The 23,742-nt window shown below is 52.9% G+C and carries 26 protein-coding genes; 25 read left to right on the forward strand and 1 reads right to left on the reverse strand.

Annotation, left to right across the window (positions count from 1 at the left end; genetic code table 11):
• The first annotated feature begins 28 nt into the window (after nucleotides 1–28).
• The 11 genes from JDF658_RS00110 to JDF658_RS00160 all read left to right on the forward strand — a co-directional run bounded on the left by JDF658_RS00110 (nucleotide 29) and on the right by JDF658_RS00160 (nucleotide 11,800).
• Nucleotides 29–1,393 (forward strand): PTS fructose transporter subunit IIC, encoded by a 1,365-nt coding sequence (locus JDF658_RS00110; RefSeq protein ID WP_078665618.1) that lies wholly within the window; start codon nucleotides 29–31, stop codon nucleotides 1,391–1,393.
• Nucleotides 1,394–1,469: 76 nt separating this feature from the next.
• A complete protein-coding gene (locus tag JDF658_RS00115; RefSeq protein WP_079906095.1) occupies nucleotides 1,470–1,922 on the forward strand; it encodes a PTS sugar transporter subunit IIA in 453 nt (150 codons plus the stop codon).
• 16 nt (nucleotides 1,923–1,938) lie between these two features.
• A complete protein-coding gene (locus JDF658_RS00120; RefSeq protein WP_078665616.1) occupies nucleotides 1,939–2,208 on the forward strand; it encodes an HPr family phosphocarrier protein in 270 nt (89 codons plus the stop codon).
• A complete protein-coding gene (gene ptsP, locus JDF658_RS00125; RefSeq protein ID WP_079906096.1) occupies nucleotides 2,208–3,932 on the forward strand; it encodes a phosphoenolpyruvate--protein phosphotransferase in 1,725 nt (574 codons plus the stop codon). The genes JDF658_RS00120 and ptsP overlap by 1 nt, the downstream gene beginning before the upstream one ends.
• 67 nt (nucleotides 3,933–3,999) lie before the next feature.
• Nucleotides 4,000–4,263: a hypothetical protein gene (locus JDF658_RS00130; protein WP_079906097.1), complete on the forward strand. Its 264-nt coding sequence runs from the start codon at nucleotides 4,000–4,002 to the stop codon at nucleotides 4,261–4,263.
• Complete coding sequence (locus JDF658_RS00135) at nucleotides 4,260–4,646, forward strand: type II toxin-antitoxin system death-on-curing family toxin (protein ID WP_079906098.1); 387 nt, start codon at nucleotides 4,260–4,262, stop codon at nucleotides 4,644–4,646. The genes JDF658_RS00130 and JDF658_RS00135 overlap by 4 nt, the downstream gene beginning before the upstream one ends.
• A gap of 328 nt (nucleotides 4,647–4,974) precedes the next feature.
• Nucleotides 4,975–7,638, forward strand: coding sequence for an alanine--tRNA ligase (gene alaS / locus JDF658_RS00140; RefSeq protein ID WP_079906099.1), 2,664 nt, complete (start codon nucleotides 4,975–4,977; stop codon nucleotides 7,636–7,638).
• A 74-nt stretch (nucleotides 7,639–7,712) separates the two neighbouring features.
• Nucleotides 7,713–7,898, forward strand: a complete 186-nt coding sequence (locus JDF658_RS00145) for a hypothetical protein (protein ID WP_079906100.1) — start codon at nucleotides 7,713–7,715, stop codon at nucleotides 7,896–7,898.
• Nucleotides 7,899–8,076: 178 nt separating this feature from the next.
• Nucleotides 8,077–9,570 carry a spore germination protein gene (locus tag JDF658_RS00150; protein WP_078665612.1) on the forward strand — a complete coding sequence of 498 codons (1,494 nt, stop codon included), beginning with the start codon at nucleotides 8,077–8,079 and terminating at the stop codon, nucleotides 9,568–9,570.
• Nucleotides 9,567–10,667, forward strand: coding sequence for an endospore germination permease (locus JDF658_RS00155; RefSeq protein WP_079906101.1), 1,101 nt, complete (start codon nucleotides 9,567–9,569; stop codon nucleotides 10,665–10,667). The genes JDF658_RS00150 and JDF658_RS00155 overlap by 4 nt, the downstream gene beginning before the upstream one ends.
• Nucleotides 10,664–11,800: a Ger(x)C family spore germination protein gene (locus JDF658_RS00160; protein WP_079906102.1), complete on the forward strand. Its 1,137-nt coding sequence runs from the start codon at nucleotides 10,664–10,666 to the stop codon at nucleotides 11,798–11,800. The genes JDF658_RS00155 and JDF658_RS00160 overlap by 4 nt, the downstream gene beginning before the upstream one ends.
• Here JDF658_RS00160 and JDF658_RS00165 read toward each other — a convergent pair whose 3' ends face one another.
• Entirely contained in the window at nucleotides 11,801–12,028 is a 228-nt protein-coding gene (locus tag JDF658_RS00165; protein ID WP_079906103.1) for a CLC_0170 family protein, read from the reverse strand.
• A gap of 43 nt (nucleotides 12,029–12,071) precedes the next feature.
• Between JDF658_RS00165 and JDF658_RS00170 the strand changes: the two genes are divergently transcribed.
• From JDF658_RS00170 to JDF658_RS00235, 14 genes are all read left to right on the forward strand, one after another.
• Nucleotides 12,072–13,364 (forward strand): FAD-dependent oxidoreductase, encoded by a 1,293-nt coding sequence (locus JDF658_RS00170; protein ID WP_078665608.1) that lies wholly within the window; start codon nucleotides 12,072–12,074, stop codon nucleotides 13,362–13,364.
• Nucleotides 13,364–13,615, forward strand: coding sequence for a ferredoxin family protein (locus JDF658_RS00175; protein ID WP_079906104.1), 252 nt, complete (start codon nucleotides 13,364–13,366; stop codon nucleotides 13,613–13,615). Before JDF658_RS00170 ends, JDF658_RS00175 begins: the two co-directional genes overlap by 1 nt.
• Complete coding sequence (locus JDF658_RS00180) at nucleotides 13,612–14,148, forward strand: ferritin-like domain-containing protein (RefSeq protein ID WP_078665606.1); 537 nt, start codon at nucleotides 13,612–13,614, stop codon at nucleotides 14,146–14,148. The genes JDF658_RS00175 and JDF658_RS00180 overlap by 4 nt, the downstream gene beginning before the upstream one ends.
• Nucleotides 14,141–14,395 carry an IreB family regulatory phosphoprotein gene (locus tag JDF658_RS00185; protein ID WP_079906105.1) on the forward strand — a complete coding sequence of 85 codons (255 nt, stop codon included), beginning with the start codon at nucleotides 14,141–14,143 and terminating at the stop codon, nucleotides 14,393–14,395. Before JDF658_RS00180 ends, JDF658_RS00185 begins: the two co-directional genes overlap by 8 nt.
• 12 nt (nucleotides 14,396–14,407) lie before the next feature.
• The gene (locus JDF658_RS00190) at nucleotides 14,408–15,355 is read left to right on the forward strand and encodes an aldo/keto reductase (RefSeq protein ID WP_079906106.1); all 948 of its coding nucleotides are present in this window, start codon (nucleotides 14,408–14,410) and stop codon (nucleotides 15,353–15,355) included.
• A 14-nt stretch (nucleotides 15,356–15,369) separates the two neighbouring features.
• Nucleotides 15,370–15,783 (forward strand): Holliday junction resolvase RuvX, encoded by a 414-nt coding sequence (ruvX, locus tag JDF658_RS00195; RefSeq protein WP_078665603.1) that lies wholly within the window; start codon nucleotides 15,370–15,372, stop codon nucleotides 15,781–15,783.
• A gap of 56 nt (nucleotides 15,784–15,839) precedes the next feature.
• On the forward strand, nucleotides 15,840–16,103 hold the full coding sequence (locus JDF658_RS00200) for a DUF1292 domain-containing protein (protein ID WP_078665602.1): 264 nt from the start codon (nucleotides 15,840–15,842) through the stop codon (nucleotides 16,101–16,103).
• A gap of 72 nt (nucleotides 16,104–16,175) precedes the next feature.
• Entirely contained in the window at nucleotides 16,176–17,546 is a 1,371-nt protein-coding gene (locus tag JDF658_RS00205) for a VanW family protein (RefSeq protein WP_079932880.1), read from the forward strand.
• A 68-nt stretch (nucleotides 17,547–17,614) separates the two neighbouring features.
• Nucleotides 17,615–18,355, forward strand: a complete 741-nt coding sequence (locus tag JDF658_RS00210; protein WP_078665600.1) for a hypothetical protein — start codon at nucleotides 17,615–17,617, stop codon at nucleotides 18,353–18,355.
• Nucleotides 18,356–18,458: 103 nt separating this feature from the next.
• Complete coding sequence (mltG, locus tag JDF658_RS00215; RefSeq protein WP_159071923.1) at nucleotides 18,459–19,526, forward strand: endolytic transglycosylase MltG; 1,068 nt, start codon at nucleotides 18,459–18,461, stop codon at nucleotides 19,524–19,526.
• Between the two features lie 2 nt (nucleotides 19,527–19,528).
• Nucleotides 19,529–20,746 carry a U32 family peptidase gene (locus JDF658_RS00220; RefSeq protein WP_079906107.1) on the forward strand — a complete coding sequence of 406 codons (1,218 nt, stop codon included), beginning with the start codon at nucleotides 19,529–19,531 and terminating at the stop codon, nucleotides 20,744–20,746.
• A gap of 19 nt (nucleotides 20,747–20,765) precedes the next feature.
• Nucleotides 20,766–21,026 (forward strand): DUF4911 domain-containing protein, encoded by a 261-nt coding sequence (locus JDF658_RS00225; protein ID WP_079906108.1) that lies wholly within the window; start codon nucleotides 20,766–20,768, stop codon nucleotides 21,024–21,026.
• 30 nt (nucleotides 21,027–21,056) lie between these two features.
• Nucleotides 21,057–22,709, forward strand: coding sequence for a penicillin-binding protein 2 (locus JDF658_RS00230; protein WP_079906109.1), 1,653 nt, complete (start codon nucleotides 21,057–21,059; stop codon nucleotides 22,707–22,709).
• Between the two features lie 92 nt (nucleotides 22,710–22,801).
• Nucleotides 22,802–23,683 carry a phosphate ABC transporter substrate-binding protein gene (locus tag JDF658_RS00235; protein WP_079906110.1) on the forward strand — a complete coding sequence of 294 codons (882 nt, stop codon included), beginning with the start codon at nucleotides 22,802–22,804 and terminating at the stop codon, nucleotides 23,681–23,683.
• Nucleotides 23,684–23,742 lie beyond the last annotated feature (59 nt).

The raw sequence follows: 23,742 nt of genomic DNA on the forward strand, positions 1-23,742 counted from the left end.
CTATATAGCAAGAGGGGGAGGAAATTTTATGAAAAAGATTTTAGCCGTTACTGCTTGTCCGACCGGGATTGCCCACACCTACATGGCAGCAGAAGCATTGATTAAAGCAGCTAAGGAAAAAAACATCGACCTGAAAGTAGAGACCAGAGGAGCAGTGGGAGTGGAAAATGCGCTTACTCCTCAGGAAATTGCCGACGCTCATGCCATTATTGTTGCTGCTGATACCGATGTCGATGAAGGCCGTTTTGCCGGCAAGCCGGTTGTCAAAGCCTCAGTTGGTGAAGCTATCAAGAACCCGGGAAGACTGCTGGACGAGGCCCTTAACAAAAAGGCGGCTGCCAGCGCTTATGTAGCTCAGGTAGAGCAAATCAAGGAAGAAAGAAGCAAACAGCGGACTGGCGCCTATAAGCACCTGATGAATGGGGTTTCCTATATGATTCCTCTTGTCGTAGCCGGTGGTTTGTTGATTGCCCTCTCCTTCGTTTTTGGCATCAAGGCTTTCGAACAAAAAGGGACTCTGGCGGCAGCCCTGATGGATATCGGCGGCGGTTCTGCCTTTGCTCTGATGGTGCCTGTACTGTCCGGCTTTATCGCTTTTTCCATTGCTGAAAAGCCCGGTCTGGCTCCTGGTCTGGTAGGCGGTATGCTGGCTTCTAAGATCGGTGCCGGTTTCCTGGGGGGTATCGCTGCCGGTTTCCTGGCCGGTTATGTAGCGAAATGGCTAAAGGATAACATTAAGTTGCCCAAAAATCTGGAAGGCCTTAAACCTGTACTCATCATACCTCTTTTTGCTACCTTGATTGTAGGCCTGCTGATGATTTATGTAATTGGTACTCCGATTAAAACTATCATGGATGCGATGACTGCCTGGTTGAAGAGCTTGAGTGCCGGCAATGCCGTGCTGCTGGGCCTGATTCTGGGCGCGATGATGGCTTTTGATATGGGTGGTCCGGTCAACAAAGCCGCTTATACTTTTGCTGTCGGTTTGCTGGGCAGTGATGTTTATGGGCCCATGGCAGCAGTCATGGCGGCCGGGATGACTCCGCCCCTGGGTCTCTGGCTGGCTACATTGCTGGCTCCTCACAAATACACCGAGGAAGAAAGAGAAGCTGGTAAAGCAGCCGCAGTCCTGGGGATTTCATTCATCACCGAGGGAGCCATTCCCTTTGCTGCCGCTGATCCCCTCAAGGTAATTCCTTCTATCATGATTGGTTCAGCTGTAACCGGTGCTCTTTCCATGGCCTTTGGCTGTACCTTGCGGGCACCCCACGGCGGTATTTTCGTACTCCCCATTCCCAATGCGGTAGGCAATTTGCCGATGTATGCGCTGGCCATTGTCATAGGTACTGTTGTTACCGCTTTACTGGTCAACCTGTTGAAAAAGCAAAAATAAGTTGTTAACAGGGCATAATGGGATAAGGGGCAGGTTTTCCTGTTCCTTATCCCAACCATTTGAGGAGGAAATAACCATGAATCTGAGCAATATGCTGAATGAAAACACGACTTTGTTGGACCTGACAGTTAACAGCAAGGAAGAATGCATGGAAAAAATGGCAGCGGCTCTTGCTGCAGCCGGATTTGTTTCAGACCTTGACCAGTATCTGCATGCTGTAAAAAGACGGGAAGAAACCGGTACTACCGGGATTGGATTCGGAGTGGCTATCCCCCATGGAAAATCGGCAGCAGTTAAAGCTCCCGGACTGGCTTTTGCCCGCCTGGCTCAGCCGGTAGACTGGCAGGCTATGGATGGACAACCCGTAACTTCTGTGTTTATGATAGCTGTACCGGAACAACAGGTAGGAAATGAGCATTTGCAAATATTGATCGCCATTTCCCGCAAACTGATGCATGAAGATTTCCGGCAAAAATTGCACACCGTAGCTTCTGCTGAAGAACTGGTCAACCTGCTACAAAATCTGTAGTTTGGAGGTAATAACTATGTATGCACGCGAAGTGGAACTTCAAAACGCCTCCGGTCTCCATGTCAGACCGGCCCAGTTGTTGATTGAAACAGCCGGTCGCTTTACCTCCCGGATTACTGTTAAAACCGCCAGTGGTCATCAGGCTGATGCCAGGAGCATTCTCGGGGTGATGGCTCTGGGCCTGAGCAAAGGGGATAAAATTACCATAGAAGCTGAAGGTGATGATGAACAGGCGGCAGTAGAAGCCCTGGTTCAATTAATAGAAAGCAAGTTTGGTGAGGAATAATGGCAGAAAAACGCATTTATGGGCTGGGGGTTTCAGCCGGTATCGGCCTGGGCCCGGCGTTTCTTTACCGGCCGCACCTCAGTCAGCAACAGCCTCAACTGACTGAGGTACAGGATATTGCCGGGGAATTGGCGCGACTGCAGGCAGCGAAAGAGCAGTGTGAAGCTGATTTGCACAAATTGGTGGACTATACCCGGGAAACACTGGGGGAAGAAAAATCCACCATTATTAAAGGCCAGATTAGCTTTTTACTCGACCCTGGTTTTTATCCGGAAATGATAAAACGGGTGGAGACCCGTTCTTATCCGGCCGAAAGAGCTGTTCAGGAAGTAACTGAAGAGTTTGCCCGCATCTTCGAACAGATGCCCAACGAATACCTGCGGGAAAGGGCGGCGGATATCCGGGATGTGGGGCGGAGGCTGTTAACTCTCTTGCAGGGAGGGCAGCAGCTGAGCTTAGCTGAGCTTGACCGGGAAGTGATTATAGTCGCTGACGACCTGACTCCTTCTGATACTGTTCAGCTAAACCGGAACCTGGTCAAGGGGATTGTCACCAGAGTGGGGGGCAAGACTTCCCATACCGCCATTCTGGCCCGTTCCCTGGGGATACCGGCTATTCTGGGAGTTGGAGCCGAAATTGAAAGCATCAATCACAGCGATAACCTTTTGATTGATGGACAGGCAGGTTTGTGTATAATCAATCCTGAACAGGCTACACTGACAGAATATCAGGAGAAGGCAGCAGCAGAGCAGTTACGTTTGCAGGAACTGCAGGCTTTTGCCCACAGGCCTGCCTGTACAGTAGATGGCAAATGCTTTGAGATTGTGGCCAATATCGGCACTCCGGAAGAGGCAGAACTGGCTCTGGAACAGGGAGCAGAAGGAATTGGCCTTTACCGTACTGAATTTCTCTTTATGCACCGGGAACAAATGCCTGATGAAGAAGAGCAGTTCCAGGCTTATCGCCGGGTAGCTGAAATCATGGGCGAACGCCCGGTAATTATCCGGACTCTGGATATTGGCGGGGACAAGGAATTACCCTACCTGGAGCTGGAAAAAGAAATGAACCCCTTCCTTGGTTACCGGGCAATCCGCATTGGCTTGAATCAGCCCCAGCTCCTTAAAACGCAGTTGCGGGCCATTTTAAGGGCCAGTGTTTATGGCAATATCAAGATTATGTTCCCCATGATCTCCAGTCTGGAGGAATGGCGGGAGGCCAGACGGATTTATCAGGAAGCCGAAGCTGATTTGAAACAGGAAGGGAAAGAATTCAAAGCTGGCCTGGAGCTGGGTATTATGGTGGAAGTACCTTCTGCCGCTGTGCTGGCTGCCAGGTTTGCAAAAGAAGTGGATTTCTTCAGCATCGGGACCAATGATCTGGTGCAATACACCATTGCCGTTGACCGGATGAATGAAAAAGTCGCCTATCTCTATGACTATTTCCATCCGGCTGTGCTGGGCTTGATTAAACTGGTAATTGATGCTGCCCATCGGGAAGGCAAGTGGGTAGGAATGTGCGGCAGTATGGCGGGAGACCCCCTGGCGGCACCGTTGCTGGTCGGGCTGGGGCTGGATGAGTGGAGTATGTCAGCTGGCAGTATCAAAGAGATTAAGCGGATTATTGCCGGACTGGATGCCAGGGCATGTGCTGAACTGGCGGAGCGGGCCCTGCAACTCAATACCACAGCTGAAGTGAGAGAATTACTGCAAACCTTCCATCAATAAAGGGTGGAAGGTTTTTTCTTTACAACCTGTAATTACTGTATTAACATAGTAACTGGGAGGTGGCAATATGCTGATTCGTAAAATTTTTCGTACTGGCAATAGCCATGTAGTTGCTTTAACCAAAGAAATGTTACAAAAATTAAAACTAGAAGAGGGATCTAATGTAATTATAGAACTAGACGAGGAAAAAAAGTGTATTATTGTTAAACCGTTAATTGCACCTGATGAAAAGAGTGTGCAATTGCTGGACGGTATAGATAATGATTATGTTAGTTTAGTAAATAGTTTTATAAAAGAATATGAGCTGGCTTTAAAGGAGCTAGCTAAATGAAGGTTCTTAATATTGAGCAATTACTTTTTTTACATTTTAGTATCATTGAAGCGACTGGTGGTAGTCATGGCCTGCGCGATTTAGGGCTTTTAAAAGCAGCAGTAGCCCGGCCCTGGGCTGGATTTGGAGAAGTTGAGTTTTATCCTGAAATATATGATAAAGCAGCCGTACTTACTCACTCAATTATTAATAATCATCCTTTTATAGATGGTAATAAACGTACTGGAATTGCAGCTGGAGTTTTGACCTTAAAAATTAATAATATAAATTTTAAGGTCGATCAAGAGGAAATGGTTCGATTTGTTATGCAAATTGCTCAAGGTCAGGTCGATTGGCCACAGATTGCCAAATGGTTTAGAAGGCATTCTTGTATATCAAGATAACCAGTTTGACAATTATCCCATCTTTATGCTACAATATTCCATCATGACTGAGAGCAAAGGCGAAGAAGGACCGAGTTGCCCATCACTCCGTCAACAGAGAGGAAACCCTCAGGCTGCAAGGTTTCTGGCGTGAGCGGGTGACAGCCAGTCCGGAGCCGGCCCGGGAGGACCGGGCCCGGGGGGCCCGTTACAGCCAGGAAAGCCTGGCTTTCCATGAGGTGACCGGTTTGGGCCGGTAACCAGGGTGGTACCGCGAGAGGAACTCTCGTCCCTGTGGGGGTGAGAGTTTTTTCTTTTAATAGTGCAAGTCAGGAAGGGAGAGACACAGATGCTGACAGGAAACCAGATTCGGGAAAAATTTCTGTCCTATTTTGAGCGGCAGGGCCATGCCCGCATTGCCAGCTCGTCGCTGGTGCCGCACAATGACCCCACCTTGCTCTTTACCAATGCCGGCATGAACCAGTTTAAAGATGTCTTCTTAGGGCTGGAGCAGCGACCCTATCGGCGGGCTACTACCGCTCAGAAGTGCGTGCGGGCCGGGGGCAAGCACAATGACCTGGATACGGTAGGGCGCACAGCCCGCCATCATACCTTCTTTGAGATGCTGGGCAACTTCTCCTTCGGGGACTACTTCAAGCGGGATGCCATCCGCTTTGCCTGGGAGTTTCTCACCGAGGAGCTGGGTTTACCCAAAGAGCGCCTCTATGCTACCATCTATCTGGATGATGAGGAAGCCTTCCAGCTCTGGCAGGAAATCGCCGGTTTGCCGCCGGAAAAAATCATCCGGCTGGGGGAAAAGGACAATTTCTGGGCCATGGGCGACACCGGGCCTTGCGGTCCCTGTTCAGAAATCCTGATTGACCGCGGGGAAGAGTTTCGCTGTGATGCCCCGGAATGCTTTATCGGCAAATGTGATTGTGACCGCTGGCTGGAAATCTGGAACCTGGTCTTTATGCAATACAACCGGGATGCTGATGGTACTATGACCCCTCTGCCCAGGCCCTCAATTGATACAGGCATGGGTCTGGAGCGGATTACTTCTGTTATTCAGAATGTCAGTTCCAATTACGAAACCGACCTCTTATTGCCCTATATCAAAGCTGTGGAAGAAATGTGTGGACAACCCTACCAGCGGGATGAACGGGGTTTCCCCTTCCGGGTTATCGCTGACCATGCCCGTTCCTGTACCTTCCTGGTGGGGGATGGGGTATTGCCTTCCAATGAAGGGCGGGGCTATGTGCTGCGCCGCATTTTGCGCCGGGCGGTACGCTTCGGCAAGATCCTGGGGATTAACCGTCCTTTCCTGTATGAACTGGTGGCGGTAGTAGCCCGGGAGATGGGGGATGCCTATCCGGAAGTGCGGGAAAAGGCCGATTATATCGCCCGGGTGATCAAACTGGAAGAAGAACGTTTCCATGTCACACTGAATGAAGGCATGGCCCTGGTGGAGCAAATGATTGCCGAAATCAAGGCCGCCGGGGGCCGGGAGATTTCCGGTCAACAGGCTTTCCTGCTCTACGATACTTACGGGTTCCCCCTGGATTTGACCGAAGATGCTGCTGCCGAACATGGACTGACAGTGGATAAGGAAGGCTTTGCCCGGGCCATGGCAGAACAGCGGGAACGGGCCCGCGCTGCCCGGGGAGAGGGGGCTTATTTGACCAGGGTGCAGGAACTCTGGGCTGAACTGGGCAATAAAATGGGGGCTACTCCTTTTCTGGGTTATCAGCATTTAGAGGCTACCGCCAACGTGGTGGCTCTCATTGTGGAGGAACAGCAGGTAGAGACCGTTGCTTCCGGTCAGGAAGTGCAGATCGTGCTCAATGAAACCCCCTTTTATGCTGAAAGCGGCGGTCAGGTAGGGGACAGGGGCTGGATCACAGCTCCTGACCTGAAGGTGCGCGTCACTGACACCAGGAAGTCTGTCAATGGCCTGATTGTCCACATCGGGGAAGTGGAAGAGGGGGTTATTCGGGAAGGTATGCTGGTAGAGGCCAGGGTGGACCGGGAGAGCCGGCTGGCTACTGCCCGCAACCACAGTGCTACCCACCTGTTGCATAAGGCTCTGAAGCAGGTGCTGGGAGACCATGTCAATCAGGCCGGGTCTCTGGTAGCTCCTGACCGTTTGCGCTTTGACTTCAACCATCTGCAGGCTGTGACTGCCGGGGAACTGCGGCGCATTGAAGATGAGGTAAATGCTCAGATCCTGGCGGCTCTGCCCATAAGTACAGAAGAATGTTCCCTGGCTGAGGCCAGAGAGCGGGGGGCTACTGCGCTCTTCGGGGAAAAATACGGCGATGTGGTTCGCATGGTAGCAATGGGGGACTACTCCCTGGAATTGTGCGGGGGCACTCACCTGACCAATACCGCCCAGATCGGGCTCTTCAAAATCATCTCCGAAAGCGGGATTGGTGCCGGTTTGCGCCGGATTGAGGCGGTAACCGGTACCGGGGTACTGGCTCTGGTCCGTCAGCAGGAAGAAGAGCTGGAACAGTTAGCAGCAGTGCTGAAAACCCAGCCTGCTGAACTGGTACGCCGGGCCGAACAGGTTCAGGCTCAGATCAAGGAACTGGAGAAGGAGGTCGAGCAGCTGAAACAGCAGCTGGCCGTACGGGAAGTGGCTGACTTGCTGAATCAGGTCAGCAAGGTACGGGATGTCAAGGTACTGGCAGCCCGGGTGGCAGTACCTGATGCCGAGTCCCTGCGCAATCTGGGAGATTTACTCAAGGATAAGCTGGGCAGCGGTGTGGTCGTACTGGCAGCAACCAGCCAGGAACGGGTCAATTTTGTCGCCATGGTAACCAGAGACCTGCTGGGCCGGGGCCTGCATGCCGGCAATATCATCCGGGAAGTGGCCAGAGCCGCCGGTGGCGGTGGCGGGGGCCGGCCGGATATGGCCCAGGCCGGGGGCAAGGATCCCGCCAGAACTGATGCTGCCTTACAGCTGGTATACAGTCTGGTGGAACAACAGCTGAGCCAGCAGCTGGTTTAAAATACCTGAAGGATTTTGCCTCTTCTCGACGAATAATATTGCGGTAACAAGTCAGGTCGAGGAGAGGTGCATAGATGAAAATCGTTTACGAAAGCGAGCGGGTAGCAGCCATCCGCAAACAGTTAGAAGAACTGGACAACAGGGAACTGGACTTCCTGATGGAATGCATTGGCCGGGAAAAAGACCGGCGGCGGCAGGAAGTTTTTCAGGAGTGGCTGGCTTTTCTCGATAGCTCAACGGTTAGGCGGACAGCTCACTGATAGGGAAAAGGCTCCTGACTGGCCTACAAGCCGGTTCAGGAGCTTTTTTCTGCCAGTTGGACAATAGAAGTTATCTGAGCAGATGGGGACAGTTGAGGGACTGTCCCTTTTCCTTTGCCTGCATACTATCTGGCGCAAAGTAGCAAAATACATAAACAGAGGAAAGGGGGAGGGATACATGGTAGCTGCAAAGTTTGGTGCCGATCTGGAGAAAAACTTGCAACTTCTAAAAGAACGGCTGGGGGAAGGGAAGGATATAATCTGGCGTAACTTTACCATTGGGGCCAGTGGGGCCAGGGGAGCCCTGCTTTATGTGGATGGCCTGACGGACAAAACCACTTTGCAGGAACAGGTGCTGAAACCACTGGTAATTCTGTCCACTGACTACCCCGCAGGCCGGGAATTTCGCGGCACCTTTGGGCTGGAAAAAGTCATGGACCATTTACTCAGTGCTGGCGGAGTTAAACGGGAGGAAGATGTGAACAAGGCCGTCACAGCATTGCTGGCCGGGGATACCCTGGTTCTGCTGCAGAATTGTTCCCACTGTCTGATTGTTTCCACCCGGGGCTGGTCAGCCCGCAGCATCACTGAACCAGCTACTGAGGCCTTGATTCGGGGTCCCCGGGACGGATTTGTGGAAACCCTGATGGTCAATATCGCCCTGGTGAGGCGGCGGATACGGGATGACCGCCTGGTGGTGGATTTACGCCAGCTAGGGGTACGCAGTCAGACTGATGTAGCAGTGATGTATATCAAGGATCTGGCTCCTCCGGAGCTGGTAGAGGAGGTTAACCGCCGACTGGACAAAATCAATCTGGATGCCCTGATTGAAGCAGGTTATGTGGAACAGCTCATTGAAGATAACCTCTGGTCGCCTTTTCCCCAGTTACAACACACGGAACGGCCGGATAAAGTGGTAGGAGGATTGCTGGAAGGCAGGATTGCCATTCTGGTGGACAATAGCCCTTTTGCTTTGCTGTTACCTGCTACCCTGCCGGTATTGTACCAGTCCCCGGAAGATTATTATGAACGCTGGCAGGTAGCCTCTTTTGCTCGATTTCTGCGTTTCATCGCTTCTTTCTTTTCTGTCCTGACGCCAGCGGCTTATATTGCCATAACCAGCTATCATCCGGGGATGCTGCCTACCAAACTGGCCATGGCAATTGCTTCCAGCCGGGGCGGGGTGCCCTTTCCAGCTTTTGTGGAAGCGGCATTGATGGAGATTTCCTTTGAGCTGTTAAGGGAAGCGGGGGCCCGCTTACCCCGGGCCATTGGCCAGACTATATCCATTGTAGGCGGTCTGGTCATCGGTAATGCAGCGGTACAGGCGGGCATTGCCAGTCCGATCATGATCATCATTGTGGCGATTACCGCCATCGCTTCCTTTGCTATCCCTCATTACAATGTGGCCGCTGGCCTCAGACTGATGCGCTTTCCCCTCATGGTTGCGGCGGCCTTGCTGGGTATGTACGGAGTTATTCTGGGTTTTATTTTACTCAATATCCATTTTGTCCGCTTGAAGAGCTTTGGAGTGGTGTATATTCAGCCGGCAGTGCCGTTTAATTTACGGGATTGGAAGGATGTAATTTTCCGTTTGCCCTGGCAGGCCATGAAACTCAGGCCTTCGACTTTTAATGCCAGAGATGAGGTGCGAATGGGGGACAAACCATGAGCCAGAAGGAAAAAATTTGTGGCAAAGGCCTGGCCATGCTGATGATTGCTACCATCCTCGGGGTGAGGTTTTTGAGCCTGCCCCGGGACATTTCCCGGTTGAGCGGAGCGGATGGCTGGCTGACTGTCCTGGGCAGTGGTGCATTCCTGCCCTTACTGGTCTGGCTAGCCTATCGCCTGGCCCGCTATTTTCCGGACCAGGATATTATCCAGTATGGCCAGGAAATTCTGGGAAAAATTCCGGGCTGGATTATGGGCTGGCTCTTTGCCCTTTTTGCTTTGATGATAACTGCCATCAATACCCGGATGTTCAGTGATGTCACCAAGGTCTTTTTGCTCAGCCGTACCCCTCTGGATGTGGTGGTGATTGCTATGTTGCTCACCTGTCTGCCCCTCATCACTGGCGGGGCAGAGAGTATCGCTCGGATTGTCCAGCTGTTTGTACCTCTGATACTGGTTTTTTTTCTTACCATCATCCTGGGTTCTTTGTACAATGCTGACTTCGGTGAATTGATGCCCCTGCTGGAACAGGGCTGGCTGCCGGTGGTACGCGGTTTGCCCCTGGCGATAACCAGTTTTATCGGCGTGGGGGTCCTTTATTTCTTCTTTCCCAATGTGAAACGGTCAAGCCAGGAGAAGCTGGGAGCATGGCTGCTGGGGGGCATTATGCTGCCCTGGCTGGTAATTTCCGTACTGGTAATTGTAGCTCAGGCCGTTTTTGGCCGGGAAGAGATACATTTTCTGCTCTATCCCATTGTATCCCTGTCTATGGCGGCCACTTTACCGGCCAGTGCCTTTCTGGAGCGCCTGGATTTATTCTTCATCATTTTCTGGATCCTCAGTTCCTTTAACAGTATAGCCATTACCTATTTTCTGGCTTTACAGACCCTGAATCGGTTGCTGGGCCTGCGCCAGCTCCAGCCGATGGCCTGGCTGCAATTGCCGGTTCTCTATTTTCTGGCCATGGTGCCGGAGAATATCGAGCAACGGGCCTATTTGCTGCACTGGCTCAGTTATGCAGGCGGGATTTTCGTTTTTCTCTATCCCCTGGGTCTGCTCCTGCCTCTGGCCTGGTGGCAGAGGAGGAAAAGAGCATGAGAAAACTGGCAATTCTGGGAACGCTGGGGATATTGCTTTTTCTCAGCGGTTGCTGGGACCGCTGGGAGATCGAGGAACGGGGATTTGTGCTGGGCCTGGCCATTGATCGGCCCCCGACGGTTGAGCAGAAAGAGATTTTTCAGGTCACCATGCAGCGGGCTATTACCGAAGCCATGGCCGGAGGTGGTGGCGAGGGAGGAACCAAACCCAGTCCGGGTCTGAATATCAGCGGTACAGGCCAGAGTCTGCAACAGGTTTTTAGCCTGCTGGTGGATACCAGCAATCGTCCACCCTCACTGGAACATCTGAAAGTGATCATTTTCGGGGAAAAGGTGGCCCGCAGCGGAGTGGGACCTTTGCTGGACTTTTTTGCCCGCAATCCCGAGGTCAGGCTGGGGACTGATATGCTCATCGCCAAAGGGGATGCCAGAAAAGTGCTGGAAATTCGCATGGAGACCCAGCAACCGGCTGCTCTGGCCATTGCCGAGAGCCTGGATAACCGCCGCTATACCCTGACCATGGCACCCCGGCAAAATGTGGGCCAGGTGTTGCATGCTTTACTGGAAAAGCAAGGTGTGGTAGTTCCCCGGGTGATAGCTACCGGCAAACAGTTTTCCCTGCGAGGGGCTGCTTTATTGAAAGAGGGAAAGCTGGTGGACTGGCTCAATGGCCAGGAGGTGGCTGGCTATGCCTGGCTGATGGGACGGGTGGAGGGAGGAACGGTTACCATTAATGAACCGGGCCATCCCGAGCATCAGGTTTCCTTTCGCATCACAGATGCCAGCGTTTTCCGCCGGGTGTCGCTGACGGAAACAGGGCCAGAAGTGGAGTTTCGCATTCGTACGGAAGGAGACCTGGCGGAAATTACCCATGTTCGGAAACACGGGGAAGATGTACAGGTGCTGCGCCGCATCGAAGAGGTACTGGCTGAAGATATCCGCCAAACCTGCCTGGCAACAGCAAAGAAAATGCAAAGGCATGAAACCGATGCTCTGAAATTATGTAATGAGGTGTACCGGCGCTGGCCGCAATACTGGCAGGCCCGGCAGCAAGAATGGCCGCACCTGTTTGCGGAGATGCCGATAACAGTTCGGGTGGAAGCCCATATCCGGCGTAGCGGGGTACGGGAATAATCAAAAAATCATTTTCAGCAGTCGCAAGCCCAGATACAGACCGGGACCCAGACCCAGATAGAACCAGCCCCCGTATACGGAGAGTTTGGCTTCCCTGATCTGGCCCTGCTGAAGCAACCACTGGCCTTGAAGCAGCAGGGCCAGGCCACAGAAAAGGCTGAGGAGGAAAAAATATAAATTGAAGCGGTTAACCAGAAAGGTAAACCAGGAAGTTGTGGTAAAATCCATGCTCATCACCTCATCAATAGTCTGTCAACAGGGGAGGTAAAATATGCCTGAGCATTATGATGCAGTAGTGGTTGGGGCCGGACCTGCCGGAGCTGCTACAGCTTTGACCCTGGCCCGTAACGGAATTTCTGTCTGTCTTCTGGAAAGGGGGCAGTATCCAGGAGCTAAGAATATTTTTGGCGGGACCATCTATCGTCAGCCCACCGAGTTGCTGGTACCGGCTTTCTGGGAGGAAGCTCCGCTAGAGCGGCCGGTAGTAAAGGATGAGCTCTGGTTGATGGAAGAAGACTCGGCGATTAATGTGGGTTTTACCGGTCTGAAGTTTGGCCGTGCGCCCTACAATAAGTTCTGTGTACACCGCAGCCAGTTTGACCGCTGGCTGGCGGACCAGGCGGTCAGAGCGGGGGCCCGGCTTTATTGCAATACCACTGCCCGGGATCTGGTCTTAAAAGGCAAGCAGGTAATCGGGGTGGAAGTGGACGGTGGGGAGCGCATTCTGGCGGATGTGACAGTACTGGCTGAGGGAGTCATGGCAATGCTGACCAGAAAAGCGGGTCTGCGTTCCCAGATTCCTCCCCATGCTGTTACCCTTTATGTGCGGGAAGTGCTGGCCCTGCCGGCGGAAAAAATCGAGGACCGCTTTAACCTGCCTGCCGGCCTGGGCGCTACTATCGGCCTGCTGGGCTGGCCCACCGGCGGGGCCATTGGTAAAGCCGGCATCTGGACGATGAAGGACACGGTGGCCATTATAGTGGGCGGTTTTCTGGATGACCTGATTAAAAAGGGCCTAAGTCCCAGATGGCTGCTGGACCGCTTCAAGCAGCATCCCATTATGAAAAAGCTGCTGGCAGGGGCTGAACCCATAGAATACCAGGCCCACTTGATTCCCAAAGGCGGATATAAGGGGATACCAAAACTATACCGGGATGGCTTGCTGGTAGCGGGGGATGCAGCCGTGATGATATCCGGGCGCAGGGGCTCGGACCTGGCCATGCTTACCGGCAAGTATGCGGCGGAAACCATTATCCAGGCCAAAGCCCGGGGGGATTTTACTGCCAAAATGCTGGGAGCCTATGCCCGCAAACTTAATGACACTTTCTTTATGAAGGACATCAAGGCAGGGAAGGATGCCCTCAGCTATTATGAACATTATTCCGACAGCGATTTTCTCATCAGCCGACTGGCCAATCAGAGTGCCTATGAGTTTTTTACCGAGGGATTAATCACCGAAAAGGAGAAAAAGGAAAGGATTGTCAGGATGTTTGTCAATTATCAGAAACTGGGCAAAACGGTAAAGGATCTCTATGCCGGGATCAAAAACTGGGGGGTATTTTAATGCAAACCGAAATTCATCCGTCCCCGGTAGAACATATTTCTCTGAAAGATCCTGCTCTTTGTCGCAAAAAATGTCCGGAACATCCCTGTACCTTCATCTGTCCCAGCGGGGTTTTCCACTGGCAGGGAGACAGAATCAGGATTGAACAGGAGCAGTGTGTGGAGTGTGGAGCCTGTGAACTGGCCTGCCCTCAGGGCAATATCAACTGGACCTTGCCTCCGGGCGGTTTCGGGGTGGTGTATCACTGGTGAAAACCAGGGAACTGATTAACCAGCTCAATGAATTTCTCTTTCTGGAACAGGGCCAGGTTGCTCTCTACCAGATGATGGCCAGGGCCGCCCCGACCAGGCACCAGCGCCAGGGTTTACTGCGCCTGGCGGCCATTGAAGAAGAGCATGTCCGCAATATCAATGGTCTCTTGCTAACCATCGGCGGTAAAGTCCAGGGGTTGCCAGAGTTTATGGAAAGTCAGTGGGGTTACTGGCTCAGCCGCATGGGGCTGTCCGCTCTGATCAGCGGGACCAGGATACTGGCTAACTGGGAAACGGTTTTGCGGGGAGCGGTACTGGGGGAAGAAAAGGCCATTTCCTCCTATCGGCAGTTGTTGCGCCAGGTGAGAGACAGGGAAATAGAAGCCATCCTCTGGTTTAATCTCATTGATGAGGAACTGCATGCCTGCTGGCTGGAATTTTGTGCAACACAAAGAGGAAAAAAAACAATTGTGGCGAATATTATGGTAAGAGAGCCTGGGCAACCGGCAAGGGAGGCTGAAAAGAATGAATAATATCCATGATGAAACCATGATGTTCCAGCGGGATGGCGAGGAGAACCAGGCCCGGGAGATCCTGAAACAGGTATATGCGGCTCTGAAAGAAAAGGGCTATAACCCCATCAATCAACTGGTTGGCTATTTGCTATCCGGTGACCCGGCCTATATTACCAACCATAACCAGGCCCGTTCCCTGATCAAAAGGGTAGAGCGGGATGAGTTGCTGGAAGAACTTGTCAAGACTTATTTAAATCAGCTCTAACAGGAGGATGACGTGGAATACCGGCAGTTAGGTCAAACTGGAATTGAAGTATCCCGCCTCTGTTTCGGGGCTCTTACCATTGGGCCCTTGCAGGCAAATCTTCCCCTGGACCGGGGTGCGGCGGTGTTGCGCTACGCCCTGGAGCTGGGGGTTAATTTTATCGATACCGCCCAGCTATACCGAACCTATCCTTATATCCGCCAGGCGTTGAGGGGCTGGGATAAGCCCGTGGTGATTGCCAGCAAAACCTATGCCTATACCAGGGAAGGGGCAGCGGCGGCTCTGGAGGAAGCCCGCCGGGAACTGGACCGGGATGTGATCGATATCTTTCTCCTGCATGAACAGGAATCCATCCATACCGTCAGAGGTCACTGGGAGGCAGTGGAATATCTGCTGGAGGCCCGGGAAAAAGGGCTGATTAGGGAGGTAGGCCTGTCCACTCACCGCATTGCCGGGGTGGAAGCGGCTCTGGCTTTTCCTGAGCTGACAGTTATTCACCCTCTGTATAATCTGGCTGGAATTGGCATCGGTGACGGGGATGCTGCGGCCATGGCAGAGGCTATTTCCCGGGCGGCGGCAGCGGGAAAAGGCATTTACAGCATGAAACCTCTGGCCGGTGGCAATTTGTTAAGCCGGCGGGAAGAAGCTCTGCAGTTTGTTCTGTCTACCCCCGGGATTGCGGCGGTAGCCATCGGCATGCAAAGTGAGGCAGAAGTGGAATATAATCTGGCCTTTTTCAGTGGCCAAACACCACCTCACGAGGCGGCAGCACGGATCAGCAGCCAGCCCCGCCGCCTGCATATTGAGGACTGGTGTCAGGGTTGTGGACGCTGTGTTGAACGCTGTCAGCAACAGGCTTTGTACCTGCAGGGCGAAAAGGTGGAAGTTGATCGGAACAAATGTTTGCTCTGCGGTTATTGCTCAGCGGTTTGTCCTGATTTTTGTTTGAAAATCTTTTAAGAGGAGCTGGCTATATGCGGATAATGGGATTGGATGTAGGGGACAAGACTATCGGCATTGCCCTCAGTGACCCGCTGGGCTGGACGGCCCAGCCGTTGAAGGTACTGCGCCGGACCAGCCTGCAGCAGGATCTGGCGGAACTGGCCCGGCTCTGCCAGGAGCAGGAAGTGGAAAAAATCGTGGTGGGTTTGCCCCGGAATATGAATGGAACCTACGGTCCGCGGGCACAATTAGTGATGGAGTTTAAAGAAAATCTGGAAAAGGTGCTGGGGCTACCGGTAGAAACCTGGGATGAACGCCTATCCACTTTAGCGGCGGAACGGACCCTGCTGGCTGCCGATGTGAGCCGGGCCCGGCGCAAGCAGGTGGTGGATAAGCTGGCAGCGGTTGTCATCCTGCAGGGATATCTGGACAGGCAGCGCAATTGACAAAAGCTGCCGGCTGGAGTAAAATACAATTATTCTGATAGAAGAGGTGAATCAAAATGGTAGATGAAAGAGAAGATGTGATCATCCTGGAAGACGAGGAAGGCAATGAGCATCAGTTTGAAATTATCGATGTCTTTGAAATGGACGATAACCGCTATGCTGTACTGCAGGCTGTTGACAATGAAGAAGAAGCTGTTATCCTCAAAGTAATCACTGAAGATGGGGAAGATATCCTGGTAGACATCGAAGATGATGAGGAGTTCGACCGGGCAGCGGAATACTGGGAAGCAAGCCTGGAGGCCGAAGATTTCGAAGACTAAAGCTGAGCACTGGACGCTTTCTATATGAAAGCGTCTTTGTTTCATTTTTTAGAAAGATGGGGGAGAAAAGGGATGAAAAAGCTGGCAGTCATTGTCCTGCTGGTACTAACGAGCACCCTGGCCGGAACCTGGCTGGCAGTACAGAAAGTGCTGGGGAATGATACCATTGTGGAGGGAGTTTATTTTGGTACCATTAACCTGGGAGGGAAAAGCCGGCAGGAAGCAGCCCGGTTGCTGGCTACCGAAGAGAACAAGGAACAGGAACGGCTGGTGACTTTACGCCTGGAAGACCGCAGCTGGCAGTTCAGCAAAAAGGAACTGGGCTATGGCTGGGACTTGCAGGCCATGCTGGACTGGGCCTGGGCCCAGGGGCGCGGCGGTTGGCCCTGGGAGGAATGGCAGGCTCGACGGCGCTTGCAGGAGCAACCGGCAGAAGTACCCCTCAAAGAAAAAGTGGATTTAACCCTGGCCCGCAAGCAGCTGGAAACAGTAGCAGAGGCGGTATATGTCAAGCCCGTGGACTGGGAACTGACCGTCAATGCTGCTGACCAGGTGGTATATATTCCGGGGAAACAGGGCAGCAAGCTGGACATGGAGGCAGCCCTGCGTCAGCTGGAACCGGCATTGCTGGAACGTCAGGCCAAACCCATCCAGCTGGCACGGGTACCGGTAGAACCGGCGGTAAACCGGGAAACCCTGGATAATATGCGGATCAAGGCGATTATCAGTCAGTTTTCTACCACCTTTGATCCGAAAAATGTGGACAGAGCTTATAATGTAATGGTGGCAGCCAATGCTGTCAATGGTGTCCTGCTGGCTCCGGGCCAGGTCTTTTCCTTTAACAAAATCGTTGGACCTCGTTCCAAAGAAGCGGGTTACCGGGACGCGCCAGTAATTATAAATAATGAACTGGTTCCAGGGGTTGGTGGTGGTGTCTGTCAGGTTTCAACCACTCTTTATAATAGCGTTCTCCTGGCCGGACTGGAAATCGTCGAGCGCACCAATCACTCTATTCCTGTCAAATATGTACCTGTTGGCCGGGATGCTACGGTTACCTATGGTGGCCTGGATTTCAAGTTTCGCAATAACCGCAATCACTGGTTATACCTCAAATCCCAGATAGCGGGCAATCGCCTGATTTTCAAGGTTTTTGGCGATCCGGCGGAAAATGTCAATGTGGAACTGATAGATCAGATTACTCAGGTAATTGAACCGAAAGTCATTACCGTGAAAGACCCTAACCTGCCGAAAGGGCAAAAGGTGGTTAAAGAAGAAGGCCACCGGGGTTACCGGCATTATACTGTTCGTATTATCAAGGACCGGCAAGGTAAGGTGCTGAAACGGGAAGTAGTGACTAAAAGTTATTATAAACCGAAAAACTGGGTCTATGCCGTCGGTACAGGACCAGCTGCACCAGCAGCGGTACCGGCTCCAGAACTATAATTTTTGGCAAGTCAGTCCCACCTCTGGCATATAATCTTTTAAGGAAGATGGCAAAGGAGGTCGGGGACATGAAAAAGATAGTGGTGGCCGGGCGCAATGATGCCGGGAAGTCCACCATACTGGGGGAACTGTACCGGGGATTGAAGCAGCGCAACTGGCAGCCGCTGGCGGTGGGGTCTGGGATTCAGGATGAAAAACCCTATCTGCTCAAAGGTATTGATGCCACCTATCTCACCATTGCGGTACCGCCACCGGGACAGGATGTGATTGAGGATATCGAACGGGTGGTGCGGCAGACCGTCAACCAGATCAGAGAGAAAAATCGCTTGATTCAACACGCCAGAAAGGCGCTGGATGAACTCAATAAAGTCCGGTCGGTGCTGGAGTTAGGCCACGTTTCCCAGCGGGACCTGCCGAAAGTGGCGGCAGAACCCAATGTGGCCCTGATTGAAGCAGTGGGTATCAATGATGGCTATAAATCAGCGGAAAGCCGGCGGCTGGCCGATATCCTGGTAACGGTAGTACCAGCCAGTATCAAGGCGGAGATCATCATGGAGCCATCCAATGTGCTGCTGGATGAGGCGGATATTATCGTGGTTACCAAGATCGACGAGACTCCTCGCAGTGTCAGCAGCTCCAATATTAAACTTCTGCAACGCATCTATCGCCACAAACCCATTATCCCTGTGGTAGCCACTGAAGGGGTCCACATGGAACTGGTAGTGGAAGAAGTGGCCAAACGACTGCATGAGGCTCAGCTCATGCTGGACCTGGCCAAAGAGGCAGCACCGCCGGAGCGGGAAAAATAGCAAGGCAGCCCGGGGAGGGCTGTTTCTTTTTGTCGACAGCTTGTCCCCGCCTGCCGAAACCTGTATAATGAAGGCAGACAGGGAGAGAAAGCGGGGAAAGCAAATGACAGCACCTGTAGTTGTAATTCAGAAAGGACGGAAACTCTTAATTCTGCTCCTGTTTATCGGCTTGCTGGGGAGCGGTGGTTTGCTGGGCCTGAACAGCTGGTGGCAGCAGGCCCTGGCACCGGCAGCAGCCTCCGGGCAGGGTCAGGTAGTAGAAATCAAGCCGGCAGATAGTGTGACGGAACTGGCCCGACGCTTGCAACAGCAGGGGCTGATCAAATCAGCACTGGCTTTTCGCTGGTATGGGCAGTGGCAGGGCCTGGACCGCAAAGTCAAACCGGGACCCTACTTGCTGGCGGCAAATCTGTCAGTACCGGAAATCTGGTCAGCTCTGACTTCAGGTAAGGTAGCGACTGTGAAAGTGACTATTCCGGAAGGTTATACCCTGGCGCAGATGGCCGAATTACTGGAAAAGAAAGGTCTGGTGCAGGCGGAGGAGTTTCTGCAGGCTGCCAGCCAGGCTGAGTTGCCCTATGACTACTGGCAACCGGGGAACTTACAGGGCCCACAGCGCCTGGAAGGCTATCTATTCCCAGCCACCTATGATTTTCCTTTAAATACGAAGGCCGAGGATATTATCCGCATTATGGCCCAGCGCATGGCAGCGGAAATCACCCCGGAGTTTGTGGCTAAAGCCCGGGCCCTGGGGCTGACTCCCGCTCAGGCCATCACTCTGGCCTCTATTATCGAACGGGAAGTTAAAGTGGATCGGGAACGGCCCAAAGTGGCAGCGGTCTTCCTCAACCGCCTGCGCCAGGGGATGAAACTGGAGTCCTGTGCTACCGTGCAGTATGCTTTAGGTAAACCCAGGGCCCGTCTCTACTATAAAGATCTGGAAGTGGCTTCTCCTTATAACACCTACAAAATCAAAGGTTTGCCGCCTGGACCCATTGCTGCTCCTGGCCATGCTTCCTTGCAGGCGGCAGTTAACCCGGCAGCAGCGGATTACCTCTATTTTGTGGTTTCCCGCAATGGGGAACATGCTTTTAGTCGTACCTGGGCTGAGCATTTGCGCAACAAGGCCAAATACCTGGCCAATCTGGATACACCTCTGGAGGAGAAATAGGAATGAAACCAGAATTACTTGCCCCGGCGGGCAATCTGGAAAAACTGAAAACTGCCATTGATTTTGGCGCTGATGCCGTCTATCTGGCTGGACAGCGCTTTGGGCTAAGGGCCCGGGCCGGCAACTTTTCCCGCTTCCAGCTGGAAGAAGGGCTGAATTATGCCCGTCAGCGGGGACGGAAAGTATATGTAACAGTGAATATTTTTGCCCATAACCGGGATCTGGAGGATTTGCCGGCCTACCTGGAGGAATTGCAGGAACTGGCAGTGGATGGGCTGATTATCGCCGACCCGGGGGTATTCAGCCTGGCCCGGCGCTATGCCCCGCGCCTGCCTTTGCATATTTCCACCCAGGCCAATATTACCAATAAGGAAGCGGCTCGTTTCTGGGCTGACCAGGGGGCAGAGCGGCTGGTACTGGCCCGGGAACTGACTGAGCAGGAGATTGGCGAAATCAGACGCTACTGCCCTGAGACAGAACTGGAAGTGTTTGTCCATGGAGCCATGTGCATTTCCTATTCCGGTCGCTGTTTGCTTTCCAGCTATATGACAGGGCGGGATGCCAACCAGGGAGATTGCGCCCAGGCCTGCCGCTGGAGCTATGCCCTGGTGGAGGAAACCCGGCCGGGAGAATACTATCCCATTCTGGAAGATGAACGGGGGACCTATATATTTAACTCTGCTGACCTCTGTTTGCTGGAATATTTGCCCCGGCTAATGGCAGCAGGAGTGAACAGTCTCAAAATTGAAGGTCGAATGAAAAGTGTTCACTATGTGGGTACGGTGGTAAAAGTTTACCGGCAGGCCATCGATGCCTGGCTGGCTGATCCTGAGGGCTGGCAGTGCCGGGAGGAGTGGCTGGAGGAACTGGCCAAAGTCAGCCATCGGCCTTATACTACCGGTTTTTTCCTGGGCTGGCCCCCGCAACAGGCCGGACAGCATTATCTCTCTGCCGGCTATATTCGGGAATACGATTTTGTTGGCATAGTACGGGAGGAAACCCCACAGGGACTGTGGGTGGAACAGCGCGGCCCTTTTGCCACAGGGGAGGAACTGGAAGTGCTTACTTCCTTTGGGCCCAACCGGCAATTGCGTGTAGAAAAGATGTTCAACGAAGCCGGCGAAGCAATCGACCGGGCTCCTCATCCCCGGCAGCTGGTTTTGCTCCCGGGCGTAGCAGGAATTCCGGCTGGTAGTTTATTAAGACGTGCCAAACAGTGACAGTCTGGAGGGATAAAAAATGGCGACCTGGGTGCAGCTGGCAGCTGACCACCATCCGGAATGCAAGATTTATGCCCGCCTTAACCCGGCTGACATACTTTTGCTGGACCGGATTTTTGAAGGGCATGGCAGTATAGGCATTGTCAGTACCGCTGATGGCAAACAGGGGCTGGTGGTTATTCACTGTACCCCTGATACAAGGGCAGAAGCTCTGGAGCTTTTACGGCATTGCCCTTTTCCGGTGGAAATACTGGATAGCTTACCGAAAAATGAGGAATAATGAGAGGAAAAAGGACAGGAGGCGACAGCCATGGAGCGCAGGCGCCGGCTGGTTAAGCTCGGCCTGGTCTTTTTCCTCTTTTTTTATCTTCCGCTACTGCTGCGCCTGGGCTGGCTGACGGTGGTAAGAGGGCCTGAACTGGCCCGGCAGGCCTGGAAACAGCAGACCTGGGCGGTTGGGCTGGAGGATATACCCAGGGGACAGATTTATGACCGCAATCTCAAACCCCTTACTGATTCCTATACCGACTGGCGGATTATTGTTTTTCCAGCCCTGGTTAAAAACAAAGTACATACTGCTATGCGGCTGGCCAATCTTCTGGGCCAACCTCTGGAGGAGATGCTGGCCCGGTTTAATGGTGAGGCAGTAATTTTGCCTTATCCCGTCAGTCAGGAGGCATGGCAATCAGTACATGCCTACCGCTGGCCAGGTGTAATGTTAAAGCCCGTAACTTTTCGCTATGGACCCCACCCCCTGGCTGCCAATGTGCTGGGCTATCTGGGTTATCCGGACCAGAAACGCTTAAGCCAGCTGCCCCGCGGGGATTACCGCCGCGGGGAGTTGCTGGGTCGGGCCGGGCTGGAGGCCTTATATGACCGGGAACTGCGGGATGTGAGCCCGGAAGGGGTGGCAGCAGTAGTCAAGGATGGTCAGGGCAGGATGATCAAAGGTCTGCAGGGGCAGAATGGCGGCTATCAGGCCAGCAAACGCCGTCGCCATCTGGTTCTGACTCTTGATGCCAGGGTGCAGCGGCTGGTGGAAACAGTGCTGGACCGCCGCCAGCTCAGAGGAGCGGTGGTGGTGATGAAAATGGACGGGGATTTGCTGGCACTGGCCAGTCGGCCCACCTTTCACCCGGCTCAATTGCCTGCCCAACCGGAACCGCTACAATTTGTTGACCGTACCATGTGGCCAACTGAGCCCGGGTCGGTGTTTAAACTGCTGGTGGCCGCTGCTGCTCTGGAAGAAGGACTGGTCACTCCTCAGACCTGGATCGAATGCAGCAAAGTGCCCGGGGTAAAGGCCAATGTTCCCCATCCTAAAGGAGGGCATACTTTACAGGAGGCTCTAGCCTATTCCTGTAACCCCTATTTTGTCTGGCTGGGACGCAACCTGGGTGCGGATAAACTTTATAGCTATCAGCGTAAATTACAGCTGTTAACAGCGGTGGTCACCGGTTACCCCCATGCCTATCAGCAGCCGGACTGGAACCGGGTCTGGCAGGATAACCTCACCAATCTCAGTATCGGTCAGGGGCAGATGCAGTTGACACCTTTACAAGTTGCCCGTCTGACTGCCCTGATTGCCCGCGGAGGGATAGACATTCAACCCCGCCTGGTCCAGGAAATCCGGGACGATTTTGGTCGGGTAGAAAGTCGCTTTGCGCCGGCGCAGCCCCAGCGCCTGCTTTCGGAGGCAACTGCTCGCCAGCTGCAGGGCATGATGAGATTAGTAGTCAGCCAGGGTAGCGGCCAGCTGGCGGAACTGGCACCTGGGGTGGCGGGAAAAACAGGTACAGCCCAGCGCAGTAATGGCCAGCTCAACTGCTGGTTTACCGCCTTTTATCCCACCCGGCAGCCACGGGTGGTATTAACAGTGCTGGTCGAGGGCGGAGAATCAGGGGGAAAAACGGCAGCACCGGTGGCGCGGGAAATTTTACAGGGATTGGCTAACCTGTATTAACAATAACTTTACATACATGCCATTCTTCAGTTAACAATGGCTTGCTACAATAAAGATGGGATAAGAAAAAACATGAGGAGGAAGAGAAAATTATGCTGAAAGCTGTGGGAACTAAAATTCTGGTCGGTACCCTGATGTTCAGCCTGCTGCTAACGGGCTGCGCCAAAAAGGAGGAGGCCAAAACCCCTGAAGGCCAGCAGGGAGCTATCGCCGGTTCTGTGCAGATTAAGGGCTCTGACACTATGGTTAACCTGGTACAAGCCTGGGCAGAAGATTTCATGGATAAAAACCCGGATGCCAGTGTGGCTGTTACCGGCGGCGGTTCCGGTACCGGCATTGCTGCTCTCATCAATGGTACTACCGACATCGCCATGGCATCCCGTGAAATAAAAGAAAAAGAAGTGAGTGACGCCAAAGCCAAAGGGATTGATGTAAAGGAAACCGTTGTAGCTCTGGATGGCATCGCTGTAGTAGTTAACAAGGATAACCCTGTTGATAAACTGACCCTGGCCCAGATCAAGGACATTTATACTGGCAAAATCAACAACTGGAAGGAAGTGGGTGGGCCTGACCTGAAGATTGTGGTCCTGTCCCGGGAAAGCAACTCCGGTACCTATGCTTTCTTTAAGGAACACGTTCTGAATAATGAAAACTTCCGTCCTGATGCTCTGCTCCTGCCCTCTACCTCTGCGGAAGTGAAGGAAATTCAGGGCAATAAAGGTGCAATCGCTTATATGGGTCTTGGCTATGTCAATGAGACTGTCAAAGCTGTGAAAGTTGCAAAAGATGCCAGTGATGCCGGGCTGGCTCCTAACCTGGAAACCGTAAAGAGCGGAGAATATCCCATTTCCCGCAAACTCTATCTCTACTCCGCTGGAGAACCTAAAGGAGTAGGTAAAGCCTTTATTGACTATGCTCTCAGCTCTGATGGCCAGAAAACGGTTGAAGAAATGGGATTCATTCCCTTAAAATAAAGTTAACCTTCCGGCTAGAGGAGTCGGGATTCCCGGCTCCTCTTGGCCTGTTTGTACGA

It is taken from the genome of Carboxydocella sp. JDF658, from assembly GCF_002049395.1.
In the GTDB taxonomy this organism is placed as follows: Bacteria; Bacillota.

What these genes read in the sequence shown, in the direction of transcription:
- JDF658_RS00230 (WP_079906109.1), top strand. Translation starts at nt 21,057, where the DNA reads ATGGAGCGCAGGCGCCGGCTGGTTAAGCTCGGCCTGGTCTTTTTCCTC.
- JDF658_RS00135 (WP_079906098.1), top strand. Translation starts at nt 4,260, where the DNA reads ATGAAGGTTCTTAATATTGAGCAATTACTTTTTTTACATTTTAGTATC.
- JDF658_RS00210 (WP_078665600.1), top strand. Translation starts at nt 17,615, where the DNA reads ATGAAAAAGATAGTGGTGGCCGGGCGCAATGATGCCGGGAAGTCCACC.
- JDF658_RS00235 (WP_079906110.1), top strand. Translation starts at nt 22,802, where the DNA reads ATGCTGAAAGCTGTGGGAACTAAAATTCTGGTCGGTACCCTGATGTTC.
- JDF658_RS00160 (WP_079906102.1), top strand. Translation starts at nt 10,664, where the DNA reads ATGAGAAAACTGGCAATTCTGGGAACGCTGGGGATATTGCTTTTTCTC.
- JDF658_RS00220 (WP_079906107.1), top strand. Translation starts at nt 19,529, where the DNA reads ATGAAACCAGAATTACTTGCCCCGGCGGGCAATCTGGAAAAACTGAAA.
- alaS (WP_079906099.1), top strand. Translation starts at nt 4,975, where the DNA reads ATGCTGACAGGAAACCAGATTCGGGAAAAATTTCTGTCCTATTTTGAG.
- JDF658_RS00150 (WP_078665612.1), top strand. Translation starts at nt 8,077, where the DNA reads ATGGTAGCTGCAAAGTTTGGTGCCGATCTGGAGAAAAACTTGCAACTT.
- JDF658_RS00205 (WP_079932880.1), top strand. Translation starts at nt 16,176, where the DNA reads ATGAAAAAGCTGGCAGTCATTGTCCTGCTGGTACTAACGAGCACCCTG.
- JDF658_RS00185 (WP_079906105.1), top strand. Translation starts at nt 14,141, where the DNA reads ATGAATAATATCCATGATGAAACCATGATGTTCCAGCGGGATGGCGAG.
- JDF658_RS00120 (WP_078665616.1), top strand. Translation starts at nt 1,939, where the DNA reads ATGTATGCACGCGAAGTGGAACTTCAAAACGCCTCCGGTCTCCATGTC.
- JDF658_RS00115 (WP_079906095.1), top strand. Translation starts at nt 1,470, where the DNA reads ATGAATCTGAGCAATATGCTGAATGAAAACACGACTTTGTTGGACCTG.
- ruvX (WP_078665603.1), top strand. Translation starts at nt 15,370, where the DNA reads ATGCGGATAATGGGATTGGATGTAGGGGACAAGACTATCGGCATTGCC.
- JDF658_RS00110 (WP_078665618.1), top strand. Translation starts at nt 29, where the DNA reads ATGAAAAAGATTTTAGCCGTTACTGCTTGTCCGACCGGGATTGCCCAC.
- JDF658_RS00200 (WP_078665602.1), top strand. Translation starts at nt 15,840, where the DNA reads ATGGTAGATGAAAGAGAAGATGTGATCATCCTGGAAGACGAGGAAGGC.
- ptsP (WP_079906096.1), top strand. Translation starts at nt 2,208, where the DNA reads ATGGCAGAAAAACGCATTTATGGGCTGGGGGTTTCAGCCGGTATCGGC.
- JDF658_RS00145 (WP_079906100.1), top strand. Translation starts at nt 7,713, where the DNA reads ATGAAAATCGTTTACGAAAGCGAGCGGGTAGCAGCCATCCGCAAACAG.
- JDF658_RS00130 (WP_079906097.1), top strand. Translation starts at nt 4,000, where the DNA reads ATGCTGATTCGTAAAATTTTTCGTACTGGCAATAGCCATGTAGTTGCT.
- mltG (WP_159071923.1), top strand. Translation starts at nt 18,459, where the DNA reads ATGACAGCACCTGTAGTTGTAATTCAGAAAGGACGGAAACTCTTAATT.
- JDF658_RS00155 (WP_079906101.1), top strand. Translation starts at nt 9,567, where the DNA reads ATGAGCCAGAAGGAAAAAATTTGTGGCAAAGGCCTGGCCATGCTGATG.
- JDF658_RS00175 (WP_079906104.1), top strand. Translation starts at nt 13,364, where the DNA reads ATGCAAACCGAAATTCATCCGTCCCCGGTAGAACATATTTCTCTGAAA.
- JDF658_RS00165 (WP_079906103.1), bottom strand. Translation starts at nt 12,028, where the DNA reads ATGGATTTTACCACAACTTCCTGGTTTACCTTTCTGGTTAACCGCTTC.
- JDF658_RS00225 (WP_079906108.1), top strand. Translation starts at nt 20,766, where the DNA reads ATGGCGACCTGGGTGCAGCTGGCAGCTGACCACCATCCGGAATGCAAG.
- JDF658_RS00170 (WP_078665608.1), top strand. Translation starts at nt 12,072, where the DNA reads ATGCCTGAGCATTATGATGCAGTAGTGGTTGGGGCCGGACCTGCCGGA.